This is a genomic window from Ruegeria sp. Alg231-54 (genome assembly GCF_900143525.1).
Lineage (GTDB): Bacteria > Pseudomonadota > Alphaproteobacteria > Rhodobacterales > Rhodobacteraceae > Ruegeria.
This window is the reverse complement of the sequence record NZ_FREZ01000003.1, coordinates 243415-260895: the sequence shown is the minus strand read 5'-3', so window position 1 is coordinate 260895 and position 17481 is coordinate 243415. Positions and strand designations below refer to the sequence as shown.

The following is a 17481-nucleotide window of genomic DNA, read 5'->3' as shown; positions in this document are numbered from 1 at the left end:
GGCCAAGGTCGCCCCGTTTGTCAAACCGGAAAGGGTTCCCTGATGTCCCAGCAAACCAATCCCGTAAAAACCGCCTGGGGGTCGTTGCGCAAGGGTTTTGTCGCAGTTGCCTTCTTCAGCTTGTTTCTGAACCTTCTGATGCTGGCTGGTCCACTTTATATGCTGCAGGTCTATGATCGCGTCCTGACCAGCCAGAATGTCGACACCTTGATTGCACTGTCTGCATTGCTGGCTGGTGTTTTCGTTGTGGTCGCCTGCCTTGACCTGATGCGGATGCGCATTTTGGGACGTCTGGCCGCCCGCTTTGAGCTGAACGTTGGTGCGCCGGTCCTCGGCGCTGCGATGCGCCGCCGTGTCCATGGCGAAGCCGAGGCTGGAGAAAACCTTGTCGAAGACGTGAACGGCTTTCGTGAATTCATCTCGGGAACCACGCTGACCGCGTTTTTCGACGCGCCGTGGATCCCGCTCTATCTGTTGGTCCTTTATGCCCTTCACCCCTATCTGGGTCTGCTTGGTCTGGCCGGGGCCGTCATGCTGACGATCATGGCCCTGATCAACAACTCGCGCGCCCGGGAACCGATGCGGTCGGCTTCGCAAGCGCGCGGTCGTTCAGATGCATTGTTCAGCATCAGTGACAAAAACGCCGAGCTTGTTCAGGCACTTGGCATGAAATCCGATTTGCTGCGGCGCTGGACCTCGCTTCAGGCTGAGGCCCATCAGCACAAGACCCGTGCCGCTGACCGGGTTGCCAGCTTTTCTGTTGTGTCCAAGACCGTTCGGATGGGTTTGCAGTCGGCCATTCTGGGACTTGGCGCGGCGCTGGCCATCACCGGAGAATCCACGGCTGGCGTCATGATTGCGGCAACCATCGTGCTGGCCCGTGCACTGGCCCCAATTGACCAATTGATCGGTCAGTGGCGCAGCTTTCTGGCCGCGCGCGGATCGTATTCCAAGCTGGCAAAACTGACCGAAGAGTTTGCTGAAGCCCCACCCAATCTGCACCTGCCGCGCGCGTTCAAATCTCTGGACGTTAAGATTGCGCAGGCTGGCCCCCCGCGTGCCGTCAACGCCTCGCTCCGCCAGATCGACTTTGGCCTTGTGCCCGGAGACGTGCTGGCGGTTATCGGGCATAGCGGTTCGGGTAAGACCACTCTGGGCAAGATGATGGCCGGTATTTGGCACCCACAGCGAGGCGAAGTCTTGCTGGACGGCAGCCCGATGTCCAAATGGAACCACGAGGATCTGGGCAAACAGATCGGTTATCTGCCACAGGAAATCGAGTTGTTCGACGGCACGATCCGCGAAAACATCGGGCGCTTCTCGGTCGCCATAGATGATGCAGAGGTGCTGCGTGCCGCCCGCGAGGCCGGTGTGCACGAAATGATCAGCGCCCTTCCTGACGGATATGAAACGCGCATCGGTCGAGGGTTTTTCCTGTCAGGTGGTCAACGTCAGCGGCTGGCACTGGCCCGGGCGCTTTATGGCGATCCGTTTGTGTTGATTTTGGACGAACCGAATTCGGATCTGGATGCCGATGGCGAACAGGCTCTGCGCGATGCGATCGTGTCGGCGCAGGCCCGCGGTGCAATTGCCATCGTCATGACCCATCGTCCGGCAACGCTGCAGGCCGCCAACAAGGTGATGGTCCTGCGAAACGGCGCTCAATCTCAGTTCGGAGACAAAGAGGACGTTCTGAAGGTCAATCGCCGGAACGTTCTGGACAACCCTACCCAATCCGCGGCGAAAAAAACCGACACGACCCCTGCCAGTGAAACTCAGATCAGCGGAGCTGCCCAATGACCCAGTTGATGAAACGCTCGCAATCTCAGAACGCGCTTGCTGCCCACGATGTACACGCCTTGGACATCACGACCGAGACCTCTGAGATCAAACGCTATGTCCTGTTCGGGTTGTTTACCCTGCTGGCCTTCGTTGGCGGCAGCGCCTATTGGGCCTTCGCCTCGAAACTGGACGGGGCGGTGGTCGCGCCGGCCTCGTTTGTGGTGGAAGGTGACCGCAAGACGGTCGAACATCTGGACGGTGGCATCATTGACTCGATCCTTGTCACGGATGGTGAATTTGTTCAGGCAGGTCAGCCCCTTGTGCGACTTGACAGCTCGGATATCGACGTAGATCTGAGCATTCTGGGCAGCCAATTGGGCGAATTGTCGGTCCGCCGTGCCCGCTTGCTGGCGCAGATCAACGGCACGGACGGGTTTGACGAGCCAACAGCATTGGCCGGTTTCAGCGATGGGATGCAGCGGCTGCATTGGTTGTCGCCTTACCTGACGCAGAAACAACTGTTTGACGCCGAAGCCCGCGCCCGCCGGACCGAAGCTCAAATCAACGCGCAACGCATTCAGGGGCTGCGCAATCAGATCGCCGGCCTGAACGAACAACGCCTCTCGACCCAAAACCAGAAGGACATCACGCAGATTGAGCTGTCCAATCTGAAATCTTTGTTGGACAAAGGACTTGTGGCCGTCACACGGGTCAGCGCGCGCCAGATCGAAATGGAACGTCTGGGCGGTGTCGATGCGTCGTTGCGCACCCAGATTGCGCAGGCCCATGACCAGGTGCAAGAGTTGCAGCTGTCCCTGCTCAGCCAACAAAAGCTGCGCGACGAGGTGATCGCCGGAGAGCTTGCGGTTGTGGATGCCCAGCTTGATCTGATCCGCTCACAATATTCAGGGGCATCGGAACGGTTGAAACGAACACAGGTCCTGGCCCCCGCCAGCGGGCGGGTCGTTAATTTGGCAGTATCCACAACCGGCGGCGTCATTCGCCCCGGAGAGGCGATCATGGATATTGTTCCCGCCAATCAGGCCCTGATCGTCGAAGCGCGTATCAAAACCGGCGATATCGACAAGCTGCAGATCGGTCAGGCAACGGGCATTCGCCTGTCTGCCTTTACGCAGACCGATGTGCCCGAAGCCAGCGGTCGGATATTTGACATCTCAGCGGATGCGCTGGAGGACGACCGTACCGGCGAGCCCTATTACAAAGCACGTGTGAAACTGGACGCCAATCAACCCACCGAAGTCGCCGCACTGGATCTGTTGCCAGGAATGCCCGCGGATCTGTTCGTAAAAACCGGCGAGCGCGCAGTAATCAGCTACCTGTCACAACCAATCAGTGACCGGCTCGCCAAGACTTTTATCGAGTAACTTGTTTTGCCCGCATCCGGCTTGCCGGGTGCGGGTCGTTCACGTCTTTCTCGTGATTAAATGCAGCAGGTTAGACGCCGTATCGCGCCATGAACATATCAACGGCCTGCGTCGCAATTGCATCCAACTCTACTTTGGAAAAGCTCTTTTGAACGCCAATGGCAGCGCGGGTCCAAATCCGAACCTTGCATAGTTCACTGAACTGTTCGGCTGCCAATTGCAGGTTGTCGATGGCCAACTCACCCTTGTTGACCGCCTTTTCCAGATACTCGACCATCTGGCGCTGACCGTTCTGCGGCCCCGCCTCGTAAAATGTTTGGCCCAACTCCGGGAACCGGTCACGTTCGGCGATGCAGATGCGGAACATCTGCTGCGAGAAGTCCGAGACCAAAAAAGTTGTCAGCTCTGTTGCAGCGATTGTCAGAACTTCGCGTGCAGGTTTGCAATCGTCGACCATCGCCACGACGTTTTCCGCCATCCGTCTACACTCGACCTGCGCCACTTCCATGAAAAGCAGACGCTTGTCGGGGAAATAACTGTATAGCGTGGCCTTAGACACCCCGGCGGCACGGGCTATATCATCGACGCTTGCACCTTCGAAACCATCCGCCATGAAAACCTCTCGGGCTCCGCGCAGGACCTGATCAAATTTTCGGCCGGTACGCAGAATGACGGCTGCTTCGGTCATGTACTCTCCTTCGGTCGATTGGGTGACAAATGTTTAAACCGTTCAGTTCAGATACAACAAATCGCACAATTAGCAGGCATCTGGCAACACAGATGACGTTAGGTTTTCGATTAACCAGTTAAGTTAATTTACAACGCGCGTCCCCAAAACCCTATAATTGGCCCGTCATATCTTGCAGCCTGTGTGTTACGTGCTACCACTTTGCACATGGTCGATATCTTTCTGCGCACACTGCCCTTTTTTGCGATCATCGGCTTGGGATACTGGGCTGGGCGCAGTCGATTTTTTTCTGAAGAAGCAACGGCGTACCTGACGAAATTCGTTTTCTATTTTGCGCTGTCGGCCATGCTGTTTCGCTTTGCCGCCACCCTGCCCTTTGCTGATATTTTCAATGCAAGGCTAGTCGTTGGATACTTGATCGGAACCGCCGCTGTGTACGTCTTGGCGACGGTTGTCGCATGGATACGTCGGCTTGATATCCCGACCGCAGCGGTAGAGGCGCAATGCGCGGCCATCGGCAATGTCGGTTTTCTGGGCCTGCCCATGCTGGCGCTGCTGTTTACCGAAGCCGCGATTGGCCCGGTTATGCTGGTTCTGACGGTTGATCTGGTGGTTTTTTCATCCCTGATCGTCATCTTGATAAATGGCGGGCGCGACGGGCGGTTGACGCCTGCAACCTTCCGACTGATCGGGATCGGGTTGATCAAGAATCCGATGATCGTTTCGATCTCGGCGGGAATGCTCTGGTCCGCGTTGCAGATTCCTGTTCCTGTCCCATTGAACGATTTCCTGACAATTCTGGGCGGGGCAGCCACACCGGGTGCCCTGTTCGCTATCGGAGCTTCTCTGGCCAGCAAATCCGCCGAACGCGTTCACATTGCAGGCTGGCTGAGCTTTTGCAAACTTGTCGTTCACCCTGTCTGCGTTGCCGTTGTGTTGATTTGGATTTTGCCCGTGGCAGCATTTCCTGCTTCTGTCGCAATCGCCGCCGCGGCACTGCCGGTGGCGGGTAACGTGTATATGCTGGCCGCCCATTACAGGGTGGCCCCGCACCGTGCATCAGCTGCGATACTACTGTCCACAGCGGCCAGCATTCTGACGGTGCCATTGGTCATCGCCTGGGTCGGAACGCCTTGATCTAAGCCTTGTGAAAAATGGCACACCAAAGCCGCGCAGCCTTTACGTATCGAGCGTGTAAGGATAGCCATGTCGCAAACCCAACGTAAGGACGAAACCAAATGGAAACCCTTTCGGAAAATGCATGTTTTGGAGGCGTTCAGGGCGTCTATCGCCACGCCTCGACTGCCTGCCAGTGCGACATGACCTTTGGCTTGTTCCTGCCAGCCGAGGCCAAGGACGGCCCGGTTCCGGTTTTGTGGTATCTGTCAGGCCTGACCTGCACCCATGAAAACGCGATGACCAAAGCAGGTGCTCAGGCCTGGGCGGCCGAACAAGGCATCGCGGTGGTCTTCCCGGACACCTCGCCGCGCGGTGAGGGTGTTGCCGATCACGATGATTACGATCTGGGCCAGGGCGCCGGGTTCTATCTGAACGCCACGCAGCAGCCTTGGGCACCGCATTTCAATATGTGGGATTACGTGGCCGAAGAATTGCCTGCTTTGCTGACCGAAAACTTCGCAATCGACGCGGAGCGTCAGGCCATAACCGGACATTCGATGGGAGGGCACGGAGCGCTGACTCTGGCCATGAACTTGCCGGGGCGCTTCCGGTCTGTGTCTGCTTTCGCACCCATTTCAAACCCGACGGGTGCGGATTGGGGTCGCAAACAACTTAGCGCCTACCTAGGCGATGATCAGGCAACATGGGCCAATCATGACGCATCGGTCCTGATGAAAGAAAAAGGCTTTGACGGCCCCATCCTGATTGACACTGGTGCCAATGACCAATTCATCGACCTGTTGCGCCCCGAAACTTTGGCGCAGGCGATAGCGGAACGTCGTCAGCAGGCAATCTTCCGTCTTCAACCAGGCTATGACCACTCATACTTCTTCGTGTCGACCTTCATGGAAGACCACATCACCTTCCACGCCGAGGCACTGTACGGAGACTGAGGCATGAGCAAATTTGACTATGACCTGATCATCATCGGGTCCGGCCCCTCGGGTCGTTCGGCCGCGATACAGGCGGGCAAACTGCAACGGCGTGTTCTGGTGATCGATCGCAAGGATCGGTTTGGCGGCGTGTCCGTCCACACCGGAACGATCCCGTCAAAGACCCTGCGTGAAACGGTACTGAACCTGTCCGGGTGGCGTGAGCGCAGCTTCTATGGCCGCTCGTACCGCGTCAAAGATCAGATCCGGGCCGAAGACCTGAAGGCACGTCTGCATATGACGCTGGATCATGAAGTTGACGTGCTGGAACACCAATTCAACCGCAACCATGTGGAGACCCTGAACGGGTTGGCCAAATTCGTTGGGCCTCACGATATTGAGGTTGCCACTGATGCCGGCGAGACAACGAGACTTACGGCGGCCAAGTTCCTGATCGCAACCGGAACAAAAACCTATCGCCCGGATTATGTGCCATTCAACGGAAAGACCGTTGTGGACGGTGACGACTTTCTTGAGATGGCAGAGATCCCGCGCTCGCTGGTCGTGATAGGTGCCGGAGTGATTGGCGTGGAATACGCCACCATGTTCTCGGCATTGGACGTCCGGGTGACGTTAATTGAACCTCGTGAAACCTTCTTAGATTTCATCGACACCCGCCTAATCCATGATTTCACCCATCAGATCCGCGAAAACGGCGTGGACCTACGTCTGGGCTCAGCCGTTCAAAAGATAGAAGACGCTGGGGGCCATGTCGAAGTGACTCTCGAGAATGGCCGCCACGTGCGAGCTGAGATGCTACTGTTCGCCGCCGGGCGCATGGGGGCGACATCGGCATTGAACCTGCAGGCCGTTGGCTTGGAAACCGATCATCGCAATCGGATCGACGTGGATCGCAAGACGTATCAAACTGCAGTGCCGCATATCTACGCGACTGGCGATGTGATTGGGCACCCATCATTGGCCTCAACCTCGCTGCAACAGGGCCGTGTGGCTGCATGTCACGCGCTGGAAACCCCTACCCTGCCGGAAAGTCCCTGGTATCCTTACGGCATTTATTCGGTCCCCGAGATCTCAACTTGCGGCATGTCCGAAGAGGAACTGCAAGAACGCGGCATCCCATACGAAGTCGGCGTGGCGCGGTTCCGGGAGACTTCGCGTGGGCATATCATGGGGTTGGAGCACGGCATGCTGAAGATGCTGTTTTCACTGAAAACCCGCCGGGTGCTTGGCGTGCAGATCGTGGGCGAAGGTGCGACAGAGTTGATCCATATCGCGCAGGCAGTCCTGAATCTGAAGGGCACGGTGGATTACTTCGTGCAGAATACGTTCAACTATCCAACCCTTGCCGAGGCCTATAAGATCGCTGGTTTGGATGCATTCAATCGGATGCCAATCCCGGACGAGTTCAAAGTGCGCAAGAAACCCGCTGAAAAGACCGAGAAGAAGGCCGGGAAAGCGTGACGACGCTCTATATCGATGGCGATGCCTGCCCCGTGAAAGCCGAGGCTGAACGGGTTGCAACCCGGCACAAAGTTCCGATGGCACTGGTGTCAAACGGTGGCTTGCGGCCGTCTGCAAACCCATTGGTGCAGGTGGTCATCGTGTCTGAGGGTGCGGATGAGGCAGACAAATGGATCGCCGAACGATGCGGCGCAGGGGACGTAGTGGTAACCTCGGATATCCCGCTGGCCGCAAAATGTGTTGAGGCCGGCGCTCGGGTCCTCCGTCCAAACGGTGAAGCCTTTACCGCGGCCAATATCGGCCAGCAACTGGCCATGCGTGATTTGATGGCCGACTTGCGCGCATCCAACCCATTGGGCGCGGGTGGCGGCGGAAAACCCTTTGGCAAAGCTGACCGATCCCGGTTTTTGGACGCCCTGGAACGTGAGTTAAGGGCTGCGCAGCGGGGCTAATCCTCCCGCTTGCCAGCGACGCATCATAGATGCGTCTTTGACAATTGGGCCGGGCAGCGCTGCGCGCTGCGGTTGTGCCTTGAACAATCCCGTCGCGCTTGGTTCAGTGGCACCAACTAAGGAACAAGAAGACAGGTACGTACATGTCGGTGAAAGCTGTTGTTTTTGACATCGGGAATGTTCTGATCGAATGGCAACCCGAACGCTATTACGACCAGGTCATCGGGGAAGAGCGCCGTCGTGCCATGTTCTCGGAAGTTGACCTGCACGGGATGAACGACCTGGTTGACCAGGGTCATCACTTCACTGACACAATCTATGATTGGGCCGAGAAATACCCGGAATGGCGGGATGAAATCCGCATGTGGCACGACAAGTGGATCGAACTTGCCGCGCCCGAGATCCCCCACTCGATCCGTCTGCAACGGGCCTTGCGGGCCAAAGGCGTGCCGGTTTTTGCATTGACCAATTTCGGGGTGCAAAATTTCGACTATGCGACGACGGTTTACCCGTTCCTCAACGAGTTCGACAAACAATACGTGTCGGGACGGATGCAGACCGTCAAACCGCATGTTCCGATCTATGAAATGGTCGAAGCGGATTGTGGACTACCGCCCGAGGCGCTTTTGTTCACCGACGACCGACTCGAAAATATCGAAACGGCGCGCGCCCGTGGATGGCAGACGCACCACTTTACCGGCCCACAGGGTTGGGCGGACCGACTGCTGCAAGAAGGTCTACTGACGGTCGAAGAGGCGCTGTAGCTCAGGCGGTGACGGGCGTTGGGCGGTTTTCGCGAATGGGAAGGTGGACGATGGCACTGAACGCCCCAATCGCGACTCCGATCCACCAGACCATAGTGTAGTCGCCGTACTGGTCATACATGCGCCCGCCCAACCAGACGCCCAAGAAACTGCCGACCTGGTGGCTGAAAAAGATGATCCCATACAGCGTTCCCATATAACGCAATCCGTAGAGATGCGCGACCAGCCCCGAGGTCAGCGGTACCGTGGCAAGCCACAGCGACCCCATGACCAGTGAAAACACGATGACCGACAGCGGTGTGATCGGGAACACGATGAAGGCCGCCGCGGCGAGTGTTCGCGCGGTATAGACTCCGGCCAGCAGGTATTTTTTGGGGAAATGGTTCCCTGCCCAACCGGCCATCAGTGTACCCGCAATATTTGCTAGGCCAATCAATGAAATTGACACGGCCCCCAGTGCTGATGTGGTTGTGATGCCAATCGAATGCAGTACGCCACCGGGTTGTATGGGTCCGCACATCTCTGTCACGAAAGCGGGGAAATGTGCGGTTATGAAGCCAAGCTGATAACCGCAGCTGAAAAAGCCCAGAAAGATCAGCGTATAGGATGGATCGCGGAAAGCCCTGGTCAGGATCTGACTCATGCTTTCTTCGATCTCTGCTTTACTGGCAGCCTGAGGGGCGCGCATGAACGGCAGTGTCAGCACCAGTGCCAAGATCGCTGCAGCGAATACAATGAACACCTGCTGCCAAGGCATAAAGCTCAGCATCCATTCGGCTGTAGGCGCCCCCAGAACCTGACCGAAACTGCCAGCAGCTGTAATAATCGCAAGCGACATAGAGCGGTTTTCGTCCGACGATGCCCGCGCCACCACGGCAAGCACCACGCCAAATCCTGTTCCCGCGATACCGAACCCCACAAGCCATGCGTACATCTGGTGTTCGAACGGAGTGACGGACCAGGCCGACAAAACCATGCCCGCCGCATATGTCAGAGCCCCTAGAATAATCGCGCGCCTATCGCCGACCTTTTCGGCGATGGCGCCGAAAATTGGCTGCCCAATGCCCCAGGCCAAATTCTGAATTGCGATTGCCATCGAGAAGTCCGAGCGCAGCCAGCCGAATTCATCCTCGATGGGGATCTGAAACACGCCAAACGATGCGCGCACGGCAAAACTGACGGTGATGATGATACATCCGACGATCAGGATCGGGTTCAGCAAGCGCGTGTGTTGGGGCATAGCGACCTCGGGCGTTCGAAGGGCAGACGTTACCGTGTTTGGATCATGCGTCAATTCAGGAGTTTTGCGATCACGGATAAGCAAATTTGATGTGTCTGAGAAATGGCTGCTTTTCAACGGGCAAACCGGGCGCTATGCCTCAAGACATGACGGGTTTGATTTCGCTTTATGACACGCAGGTGGCCGATGGCACCCTGACCAGAGACGACGCGCAAGAGGCTGTTCTTCCTCATTTCGAACGTATCCGGGCGGCATTGGCCGAACCGGTGAAGCGCGGGTTCTTTCGAAAGGCCCCGCCGCCACCTAAAGGTCTATATCTGTGGGGGGGCGTCGGCCGCGGGAAATCCATGCTGATGGATATGTTCGTCGACTCTTTGGCAGACATCCCCGCTCGTCGGGTGCATTTTCATGCCTTCATGCAGGAAATTCACGCAGGCATGCACAAGGCCCGTAAGGACGGGGTCGAAGATGCACTGGCTCCTGTAGCCGCCTCGGTGATCAAGTCCGCGCGCGTACTGGCATTTGACGAAATGCAAATCACCGATATCACGGACGCGATGATTGTTGGTCGTCTGTTCGATCTGCTGCATGAAGGTGGCACCGTGGTCGTGACGACATCGAACCGCCATCCGGATAATCTGTACAAGGACGGGCTAAACCGTCAGTTATTTTTGCCCTTCATTGCACATATCAAAGAACAGCTTGAGGTGTGGGAGCTGATCTCACCCACGGATTACCGGCAAAACCGACTGGAAGGCGCGCCTGTTTATTTTACGCCCATAGGTCCCGAGGCGCGTGAGAGCATTCGCAGTGTCTGGAATGACCTGGCCGGGGGCGCAGCGGACCCGCTGATCCTGCAGGTCAACAGTCGTGCGGTAGAACTGCCCGCCTTTCGAAATGGCGTGGCGCGGGCCAGTTTTTATGACCTTTGTGGAAGGATGCTGGGCCCGGCGGACTATCTTGCCATCGCGGAAGGGGTCAAAGTCCTGGTGCTTGAGGACATCCCGCGCCTGTCGCGTAATAATTTCAACGAAGCCAAACGGTTCGTCACGCTGATCGACGCACTGTATGAGGGAAAGGTCCGGTTGATCTGTTCAGCTGCGGCAGAGCCCGAAATGCTGTATGTCGAAGGTGAAGGCACGTTTGAGTTTGAGCGTACCGCGTCGCGCCTGCGCGAGATGCAGGATCAGGATTGGGGGAAATAGGGGCTTTGCCCCTGCCTCGCTTTGTGCGGCCCCCCCCCCCGGGATATTTTGGCCAGATGAAGCTGTGCGGATGCGCCTTTTTCAGCCGTTCTCGCGCAAAATATTACCGGCCAGGTATAGCGATCCACAGATCAGAACCCGCACCTGCGGGTCATCTTCAGTAATTTTTTTCAGGGCCTCGGCCACACTATTGGCAGTAGACGCTGCTAGCCCAACCCGAGAAGCGGCTTCAGCGGTGTCGTCAGCGCTCAGCGTATTGACTTCGCCCGGGATAGAGACTGCCGTCAGGCTTTGCGCCTGTGCGGCCAGCGGAGCCAGATACCCGGTGACGTCCTTTGTGTTCAACATCCCACAGATCATATGGGTTGGACGTGCAGGCAGCTTCGCCAGTAGATCGGCCAATGCCAAACCCGCGGCCGCGTTGTGACCGCCATCCAGCCAGAGCTCGGCCTCGGGGGCCTGTTCGACCAGAGGGCCGGTTTTCAATCGCTGCATGCGGGCTGGCCATTCAGCCTTGGTCACCGCAGCCTCATAGGCGTCTTCCCCAAGATCCAGATAACGCAAGACCGCTAGCGCAGCACCGGCATTTTGATACTGATGTGCGCCCAACAGATTTGGCAGCGGTAGATCGCGCAGGCCAGTTTCGTCCTGATAGACGAGCCGCCCGTTTTCTTCGGTGACGTGCCAGTGTTGGCCATGCATCAACAAAGGTGCACCCAGACGCGCGGCAGTGTATTCAATGACCTCCAGCGCCTCATCCTGTTGCGGGCCAACGATGCAGGGAACACCGGGCTTGATGATGCCGGCCTTTTCTGCGGCGATCTTGCCCAAGGTATCGCCCAGAAATTGCTCATGGTCGATTGAAACCGGCGTGATGACCGTTACCGCTGGGTCGTGAATGACATTGGTCGCATCCAACCGGCCACCCAACCCGACCTCAAGCAACGTGTAGTCCGCCTTGGACCGGGCAAAAGCCAGCAGGGCCGCGCAGGTCGTGATCTCAAAATACGTGATGTTCTCGCCACCGTTGGCGGCATAACATTCGTCCAGAACCGCCGTCAGATCCGGTTCGGAAATGAGTTCACCCGCCAGACGAATACGCTCATGAAACCGGGCCAGGTGGGGCGAGGTATAGGCATGGGCGGTCAGCCCTGCCCCTTCCAGCCCCGCTCGGATCATGGCCTGGGTCGAGCCCTTGCCGTTGGTTCCCGCGATATGGATCACCGGCGGCAGTTTGTTTTGCGGATTGTTCAGCGTGGTCAGCAGACGCCAGACACGATCCAAGGTCAGGTCAATGATCTTGGGATGCAGCGCCATCATCCTCTCCAGAATGATGTCCGATGTCTGAGAGGTCATTTTTCTTCCGCGTCTTCAGCCGGGGCTTCTGCCACTGCATCTTCGGATTCGGGCGCAGGCAGATCACCTTTGACCGCCGGAGGCTGGTTCATCAACATCCGCGTGATGGTGATCAACTCATCGCGCATTTCGGTCCGCTTGGTCACACGGTCCAACATGCCGTGATCCAACAGGTATTCCGCGCGTTGGAAGCCTTCGGGCAGCTTTTCCCGGATCGTCTGTTCGATCACGCGTGGACCGGCAAAACAAATCAGCGCATTGGGCTCTGAGATATGGACATCACCCAGCATCGCGTATGAAGCCGTCACACCACCTGTCGTTGGGTGAGTCAGCACTACGATGTAGGGCAGATTTGCCTCTTTCAGCATTTCTACTGCCACGGTTGTGCGGGGCATCTGCATCAGGCTCAGGATACCTTCCTGCATCCGCGCGCCGCCAGCGGCCGAAAACAGGATCAGCGGGCGCTTTAGCTTCACCGCCTCTTGCGCGGCCGCGATGATCGCGTTGCCGACATACATGCCCATGGATCCGCCCATGAACGAAAAGTCCTGCGCAGCTGCCACAATCGGGGTTCGGCCAATTTCACCCAGAGCGACCAACATCGCCTCTTTCTCGCCCGTTTTCTTTTGGGCGGCTTTCATCCGGTCGGGGTACTTTTTCTGATCGCGGAACTGCAGCGGATCGTCTTTGGGCGCGGGAACCTCGACCTCGGTAAAGATCCCACCATCGAAAAGATGATCGAACCGCTCGCGCGGAGTGATCGCCATGTGATGATCGCACTGGGTGCAGACATTCTGGTTTTCTGCCAACTCACGGTGAAACAGCATGGTTCCGCATTCATCGCATTTGTGCCAAAGATTCTCCGGCACTTCTCGGCGCGAGAAGATCGAGTTGATCCGTGGGCGGACGTAGTTTGTAATCCAGTTCATATCGGAACCTTGGCTTGTGCGGCTTTGACGTCAAATAAGACGCTACGGAAAGAAATGCAATCAACGCCTGAGCGCAACCCGCGCTGTTAGCCAACTGACGATCATCACAGCAAAATCCACATACAGCCATTGCCGCAGCGCCCCGGTATCCGACATGTCGTAAGGAAGCAGATACAATGCCAGACCACTTAAGCCATCGGGTAAGGAAACAAACAGGAGAGCGACCATATTATTGAACAGGTGCAATGCGATAGCAGGCCCCAACGTCCCTGCCCGTGCCGTCAGATCCGCCGCCATCAGGCCAAACATCCCAGACCACACAGCAACCAATAGCGCGTTGTCTCCGGCCGCGCCGGGGGCATAGTGACCTGCCGCGAACAAAATCGACGGTACGCCCAACCAAATAACCGGCGATCGGAATCGCGCTGCCAGACTTTGCTGAATGTATCCCCGAAAAAGCACCTCTTCTGCGCTTGTCTGAATCAGCACTGCAAAAAGCGAGAAAGGCAGAAACAACAGCCAGGTCGACAGTGCCAAATTCTGCGTCAGCGTTGCGCCCATGCCATATGGCGGCAAGATGGCCACGACGATCCCAACGATCAGCAATGCCTTAAAAACATTCCAAAATTGCCCAATGCCCTTGCGCCATGGACCACAGATTGAGCTCAGAGTTCGATGTTGTAGGCGTTTTGCAGCGATGGACACGCCCAATGTGATGAAGCCAAAGCTTGCCAGTAGAACCAAAAGTGCAACCGGGGATGCGCCGGTCAGCAAACCTTGGGCCCATTCGACGGATCCAAAACCCGCAACCAATCCAAAAAGTAGAAAGTTCAGAAGGATGCCAACCACGCCAACAATGGTCAGCCCGACCAGCAGGCGCCAAAGCTCTGGCCGTGCGCGCGAAGGTGCAACAAGTCGTTCATGCGCTATGTACCTGCCGGGGCGGGCGTCAGGCATTGTCGGCCGTTTCCCGGTTCGGCTCGTCATCATCGAAGATCAATGAGGTTGCATTGGCGGCGTTTAGCCTTTCGGAAATCGTAGTCAGATAGCCGGCAACCGTTTGCAGCAGCTGCATTGCAACACCTGCGTCACTTTCAATAACCGCGCGCAATTCCTCGGCCCCAATGCGCAGGAACGAACAATTTTTGACCGCAACCAAATCAAATTGCCGAATTTCGCCTGTGATAATCGACAAGTCTCCGATCAGACGCCCCGGCTCGATGACCGAGATCGTACGCGCGGTTCCGTTCCCTTCATTCCAGATCAGGTCGGCTTCGCCCGAAATACACAGATAAGCGGCATCTGGCGTTTGCCCTTCGGAAAAGATGATCTGCCCGGCTGCGGCATCGTACCATTGCGCCGAAAACGCCAGAAGGCGCTGGTTGCGACCGTCAATGCCGGAAAACAGCTCGGTCGACGAGATAATCTTGAGCTTACGGCTCAGGTCATCCGTTGAGCTGGCCTCCTCTTCTGGACGGGTCCGCGAGACGCCGTCAATTCGACCATCCTTGATCTCGACGAACAGATCATAGGCTTCGGGATGGGCGAAGTAATCCTCCATGAAGACCATGATGGAATCCGGCAACAATTCCCGCAGTTTCAGCCGGGTTCTCAGCCTGCTCTCGGAATCATGGCTGGCCAGAGCTTTGTCCAGGATCAACACATCAGGACGCTTGATTCCCGCGCGTGAGAATGCGGCGCGTTCCTGAAACACTGTCGGCAGGTTATTCCCGCCAAGTCCTGACGGTAGGTCATAGATAATGGCTGCCGCCCGGCGGCGCAGGCCAGCTTCGTTCATGGCTTCGGCGACGACATCTTCGATTTCATCCGCGTGCGCCCCGGCCATCAAAGAAACCCGCCCGAACAGGGCATTTTCCATGACAGTCATGCGTTCAATATATGCATCTGGCGTGACCGGAACGAACATCCCGTCCATCGAGGCACGCAGCTGTTCCGCCTGCCCCCTTCGAATGGCCAAGATCTTATCCTTGTACTCGTCCGGAAAATCAGGTCCGATCTGTTCCGCCGTCAGCAGGAACGGAACGGTCAGCAACAAGGCACGCTCGCCCTCGCTGATTGCTTCATCCCCTTTGGCTTTGCGCCGATCCTCGATATCAAGCAGACGGTGGAACATTTCCTTGGCCATACCCAGACGAAGAAACAGCGGGTGATCTGCCCCGTCCCGCCCAAACGTCTGGAGCAGTGTTTCCAGCACCGCGCTTGCAATGCTCATTGCGTCATCATCCAGATCGTGATGGCGCAGCATCCACATGAACCGATCATCGCCCGCCAGAATATCCGGTGAGATATCGCGAGACGGAGCGGCAAACAGCAGGTTGCCCCCCAGTGGAACCGCCGGGTTAAAGCGGTCCGGTTCGAACCGATAGACATACCGCGCCAGGTCTTTTTCTTCCAACCTCTGCGCGACCGTATCGCGCAGATTTACGATATCCCGCGCCAGGGCAGAATGTTGCAATGGATCGAACTGGGTACGTAATGTTCGGCGAAACATGAACTCGTCGATGCCCATCGCCTCGACCAGCTGGAACCACCAGTTACGGATATCCTCGATGTCTTCCAGCCCTGCCAGGCCGGGATCAATCCACTCATCCAACAGGGAATCCGGTGGGTTCCCGGCCCGCACCGCTTCGATCTGCCACCGGCTTGGGGCCCTCTTCGCGTCGGGTTCGTGTTGTGGGCGGGTTCGCAACGGCATCAAGAGGTTGTCACCCAAAGTCCCGTCAAACAGATAGGGCCGCGAATAGGCATAGCCGATCCGCGCCGCAATTACCGTCTGATGGAGTTTTTGCAGATCATGACCCGCAATTGTGACGCTGCCTTGTATCGGCAAAAGCTCTCGTGTCAGCAGTTGTGCCAACGCGCCGCGTTCGGCGGCGCTTGAAGACTGAATAGCAACGCGGGCACCCTTGGGGATGGTCAGGTCGATATCTTCAAGGATGGTTTTCCCGTCATCATCGCGCACTGTTACATTGCGCAGTTCGATATCTCCGCTGAGATGCGGAATAGACTCTGGCTCACCCACAAATAGCTCTTCAGGGATCATGTTGTCCGGGGCAAAGCGTTCAATGACGATTTCCCAGCGCAAAGACATATCCTGAACCTGGTTGTAATAGGTCAGCAAATCTTTCCATGGGCCACTTAGGTCCTTGTATGCCCCAAGCGCCGCGACCAACGCGCCCACTGTCACCTCACCCGTGATCGCCAGATAGCCACCGACCGAATAGAACAGGAACGGTGTCATCTGAGTGATCAGATTGTTGAGGAACTTCATAAAGAACTTCTTGTTGTAGATCTTGAACCGGATCTCGAACAAGGTTCCCAACCGGTGGCTGAATTGTGCCAACCGATAGCGCCAGCCACCATTGGCCCGCAAATCGCTGATGCCCGCCGCGCTTTCGCCAATTTCCGAGCTGAGGTGGCGGACCTGCTGAATACGTTCCTTGTTCAGCAGGTTGATCTGGCGCTGCAGTTTTGGGATCAGCCATGCCTGCAACGGAATCAATGCGATGCTGGCCAGACCAAACCAAACGCTTTGCATGAACAGAAAGGTGACAATGGTCATCATCTGACCAAACTGAAACACCGGTTGGGCAATCGCATCACCCATCAGACCGCCCATCGGTTCGGCCTCTGAGGTGATCATTGAAACAAGTTCACCTTGGCTGGTGGTGGCAAAATACGATTTCGGGAATCGCATCGCGCGGTGAATCAGCGTGAACCGAAGCCGGCGCAGCATACGCTCGGCCAATATGCCCTTCATCGTGTTGATGCGCATCTTCATCAAGCCGCTGGCGATTACAGTGGCCAAAAATGCAAAACAGAGGATTAGCAGATATTGGACCTGCGTGAAGGTGAACCCAAAAAGCGTAACGCTATCGTTGGGCGCACCAATTGCGTCGTTGATGATCTGTTTTGGCAGCTCAAGCGAGGCGTAGAGAAACGGAAACGACAATACCGTCAGAAACAACAGCACAAGTTGCTGCTTTTTTGAGTGTTTCCAGATGAACGAAAATAGTGTGGGTTCCATGCCCCGGCCTTGCCTCAAAGAAATTAGTACGCGGTTTTTCGGATAATCCAAAGCAATCAGGTGCCGGACGGTACGCACAGTCCCAGATGATTGCAAGAA

At 56.8% G+C, this 17481-nt stretch carries 14 protein-coding genes; 8 read left to right on the top strand and 6 right to left on the bottom strand.

Annotated features, from left to right (window positions below; translation table 11 throughout):
• Positions 1–42: 42 nt before the first annotated feature.
• Complete coding sequence (locus DHN12_RS08035; RefSeq protein ID WP_108859724.1) at positions 43–1800, top strand: type I secretion system permease/ATPase; 1758 nt, start codon at positions 43–45, stop codon at positions 1798–1800.
• Positions 1797–3167 (top strand): HlyD family type I secretion periplasmic adaptor subunit, encoded by a 1371-nt coding sequence (locus DHN12_RS08030; protein ID WP_108859723.1) that lies wholly within the window; start codon positions 1797–1799, stop codon positions 3165–3167. The genes DHN12_RS08035 and DHN12_RS08030 overlap by 4 nt, the downstream gene beginning before the upstream one ends.
• A 70-nt stretch (positions 3168–3237) precedes the next feature.
• Here the strand turns inward: DHN12_RS08030 and DHN12_RS08025 are convergent, their stop codons facing one another.
• Positions 3238–3855 (bottom strand): TetR/AcrR family transcriptional regulator, encoded by a 618-nt coding sequence (locus DHN12_RS08025; RefSeq protein ID WP_108859722.1) that lies wholly within the window; start codon positions 3853–3855, stop codon positions 3238–3240.
• Between the two features lie 207 nt (positions 3856–4062).
• On the opposite strand from DHN12_RS08025, the gene DHN12_RS08020 reads away from it, so the two are divergent.
• The 5 genes from DHN12_RS08020 to DHN12_RS08000 all read left to right on the top strand — a co-directional run bounded on the left by DHN12_RS08020 (position 4063) and on the right by DHN12_RS08000 (position 8604).
• Positions 4063–4992 carry an AEC family transporter gene (locus DHN12_RS08020; protein WP_108859721.1) on the top strand — a complete coding sequence of 310 codons (930 nt, stop codon included), beginning with the start codon at positions 4063–4065 and terminating at the stop codon, positions 4990–4992.
• 101 nt (positions 4993–5093) lie between these two features.
• Positions 5094–5927, top strand: a complete 834-nt coding sequence (fghA, locus tag DHN12_RS08015) for an S-formylglutathione hydrolase (protein WP_108859720.1) — start codon at positions 5094–5096, stop codon at positions 5925–5927.
• A gap of 3 nt (positions 5928–5930) precedes the next feature.
• Positions 5931–7388, top strand: coding sequence for a Si-specific NAD(P)(+) transhydrogenase (sthA, locus tag DHN12_RS08010; RefSeq protein WP_108859719.1), 1458 nt, complete (start codon positions 5931–5933; stop codon positions 7386–7388).
• Entirely contained in the window at positions 7385–7840 is a 456-nt protein-coding gene (locus DHN12_RS08005) for a YaiI/YqxD family protein (protein ID WP_058272080.1), read from the top strand. The genes sthA and DHN12_RS08005 overlap by 4 nt, the downstream gene beginning before the upstream one ends.
• Positions 7841–7983: 143 nt before the next feature.
• Positions 7984–8604 (top strand): HAD family phosphatase, encoded by a 621-nt coding sequence (locus DHN12_RS08000; RefSeq protein ID WP_108859718.1) that lies wholly within the window; start codon positions 7984–7986, stop codon positions 8602–8604.
• A 1-nt stretch (position 8605) separates the two neighbouring features.
• Here DHN12_RS08000 and DHN12_RS07995 read toward each other — a convergent pair whose 3' ends face one another.
• Positions 8606–9844: an MFS transporter gene (locus DHN12_RS07995; RefSeq protein ID WP_108859922.1), complete on the bottom strand. Its 1239-nt coding sequence runs from the start codon at positions 9842–9844 to the stop codon at positions 8606–8608.
• A gap of 146 nt (positions 9845–9990) precedes the next feature.
• Here DHN12_RS07995 and zapE point away from each other — a divergent pair, with 146 nt between their 5' ends.
• A complete protein-coding gene (gene zapE / locus DHN12_RS07990; protein ID WP_108859921.1) occupies positions 9991–11049 on the top strand; it encodes a cell division protein ZapE in 1059 nt (352 codons plus the stop codon).
• 81 nt (positions 11050–11130) lie between these two features.
• Here the strand turns inward: zapE and DHN12_RS07985 are convergent, their stop codons facing one another.
• Genes DHN12_RS07985 through DHN12_RS07970 form a run of 4 tightly spaced genes read right to left on the bottom strand, consistent with a single transcriptional unit; the run spans position 11131 to position 17382 of the window.
• Entirely contained in the window at positions 11131–12405 is a 1275-nt protein-coding gene (locus DHN12_RS07985; RefSeq protein ID WP_108859717.1) for a folylpolyglutamate synthase/dihydrofolate synthase family protein, read from the bottom strand.
• Positions 12402–13334 carry an acetyl-CoA carboxylase, carboxyltransferase subunit beta gene (gene accD, locus DHN12_RS07980; RefSeq protein WP_058272084.1) on the bottom strand — a complete coding sequence of 311 codons (933 nt, stop codon included), beginning with the start codon at positions 13332–13334 and terminating at the stop codon, positions 12402–12404. The genes DHN12_RS07985 and accD overlap by 4 nt, the downstream gene beginning before the upstream one ends.
• 60 nt (positions 13335–13394) lie before the next feature.
• Complete coding sequence (locus tag DHN12_RS07975; protein ID WP_108859716.1) at positions 13395–14291, bottom strand: CPBP family intramembrane glutamic endopeptidase; 897 nt, start codon at positions 14289–14291, stop codon at positions 13395–13397.
• Complete coding sequence (locus DHN12_RS07970; protein ID WP_108859715.1) at positions 14284–17382, bottom strand: ABC transporter transmembrane domain-containing protein; 3099 nt, start codon at positions 17380–17382, stop codon at positions 14284–14286. The genes DHN12_RS07975 and DHN12_RS07970 overlap by 8 nt, the downstream gene beginning before the upstream one ends.
• Positions 17383–17481: the final 99 nt, after the last annotated feature.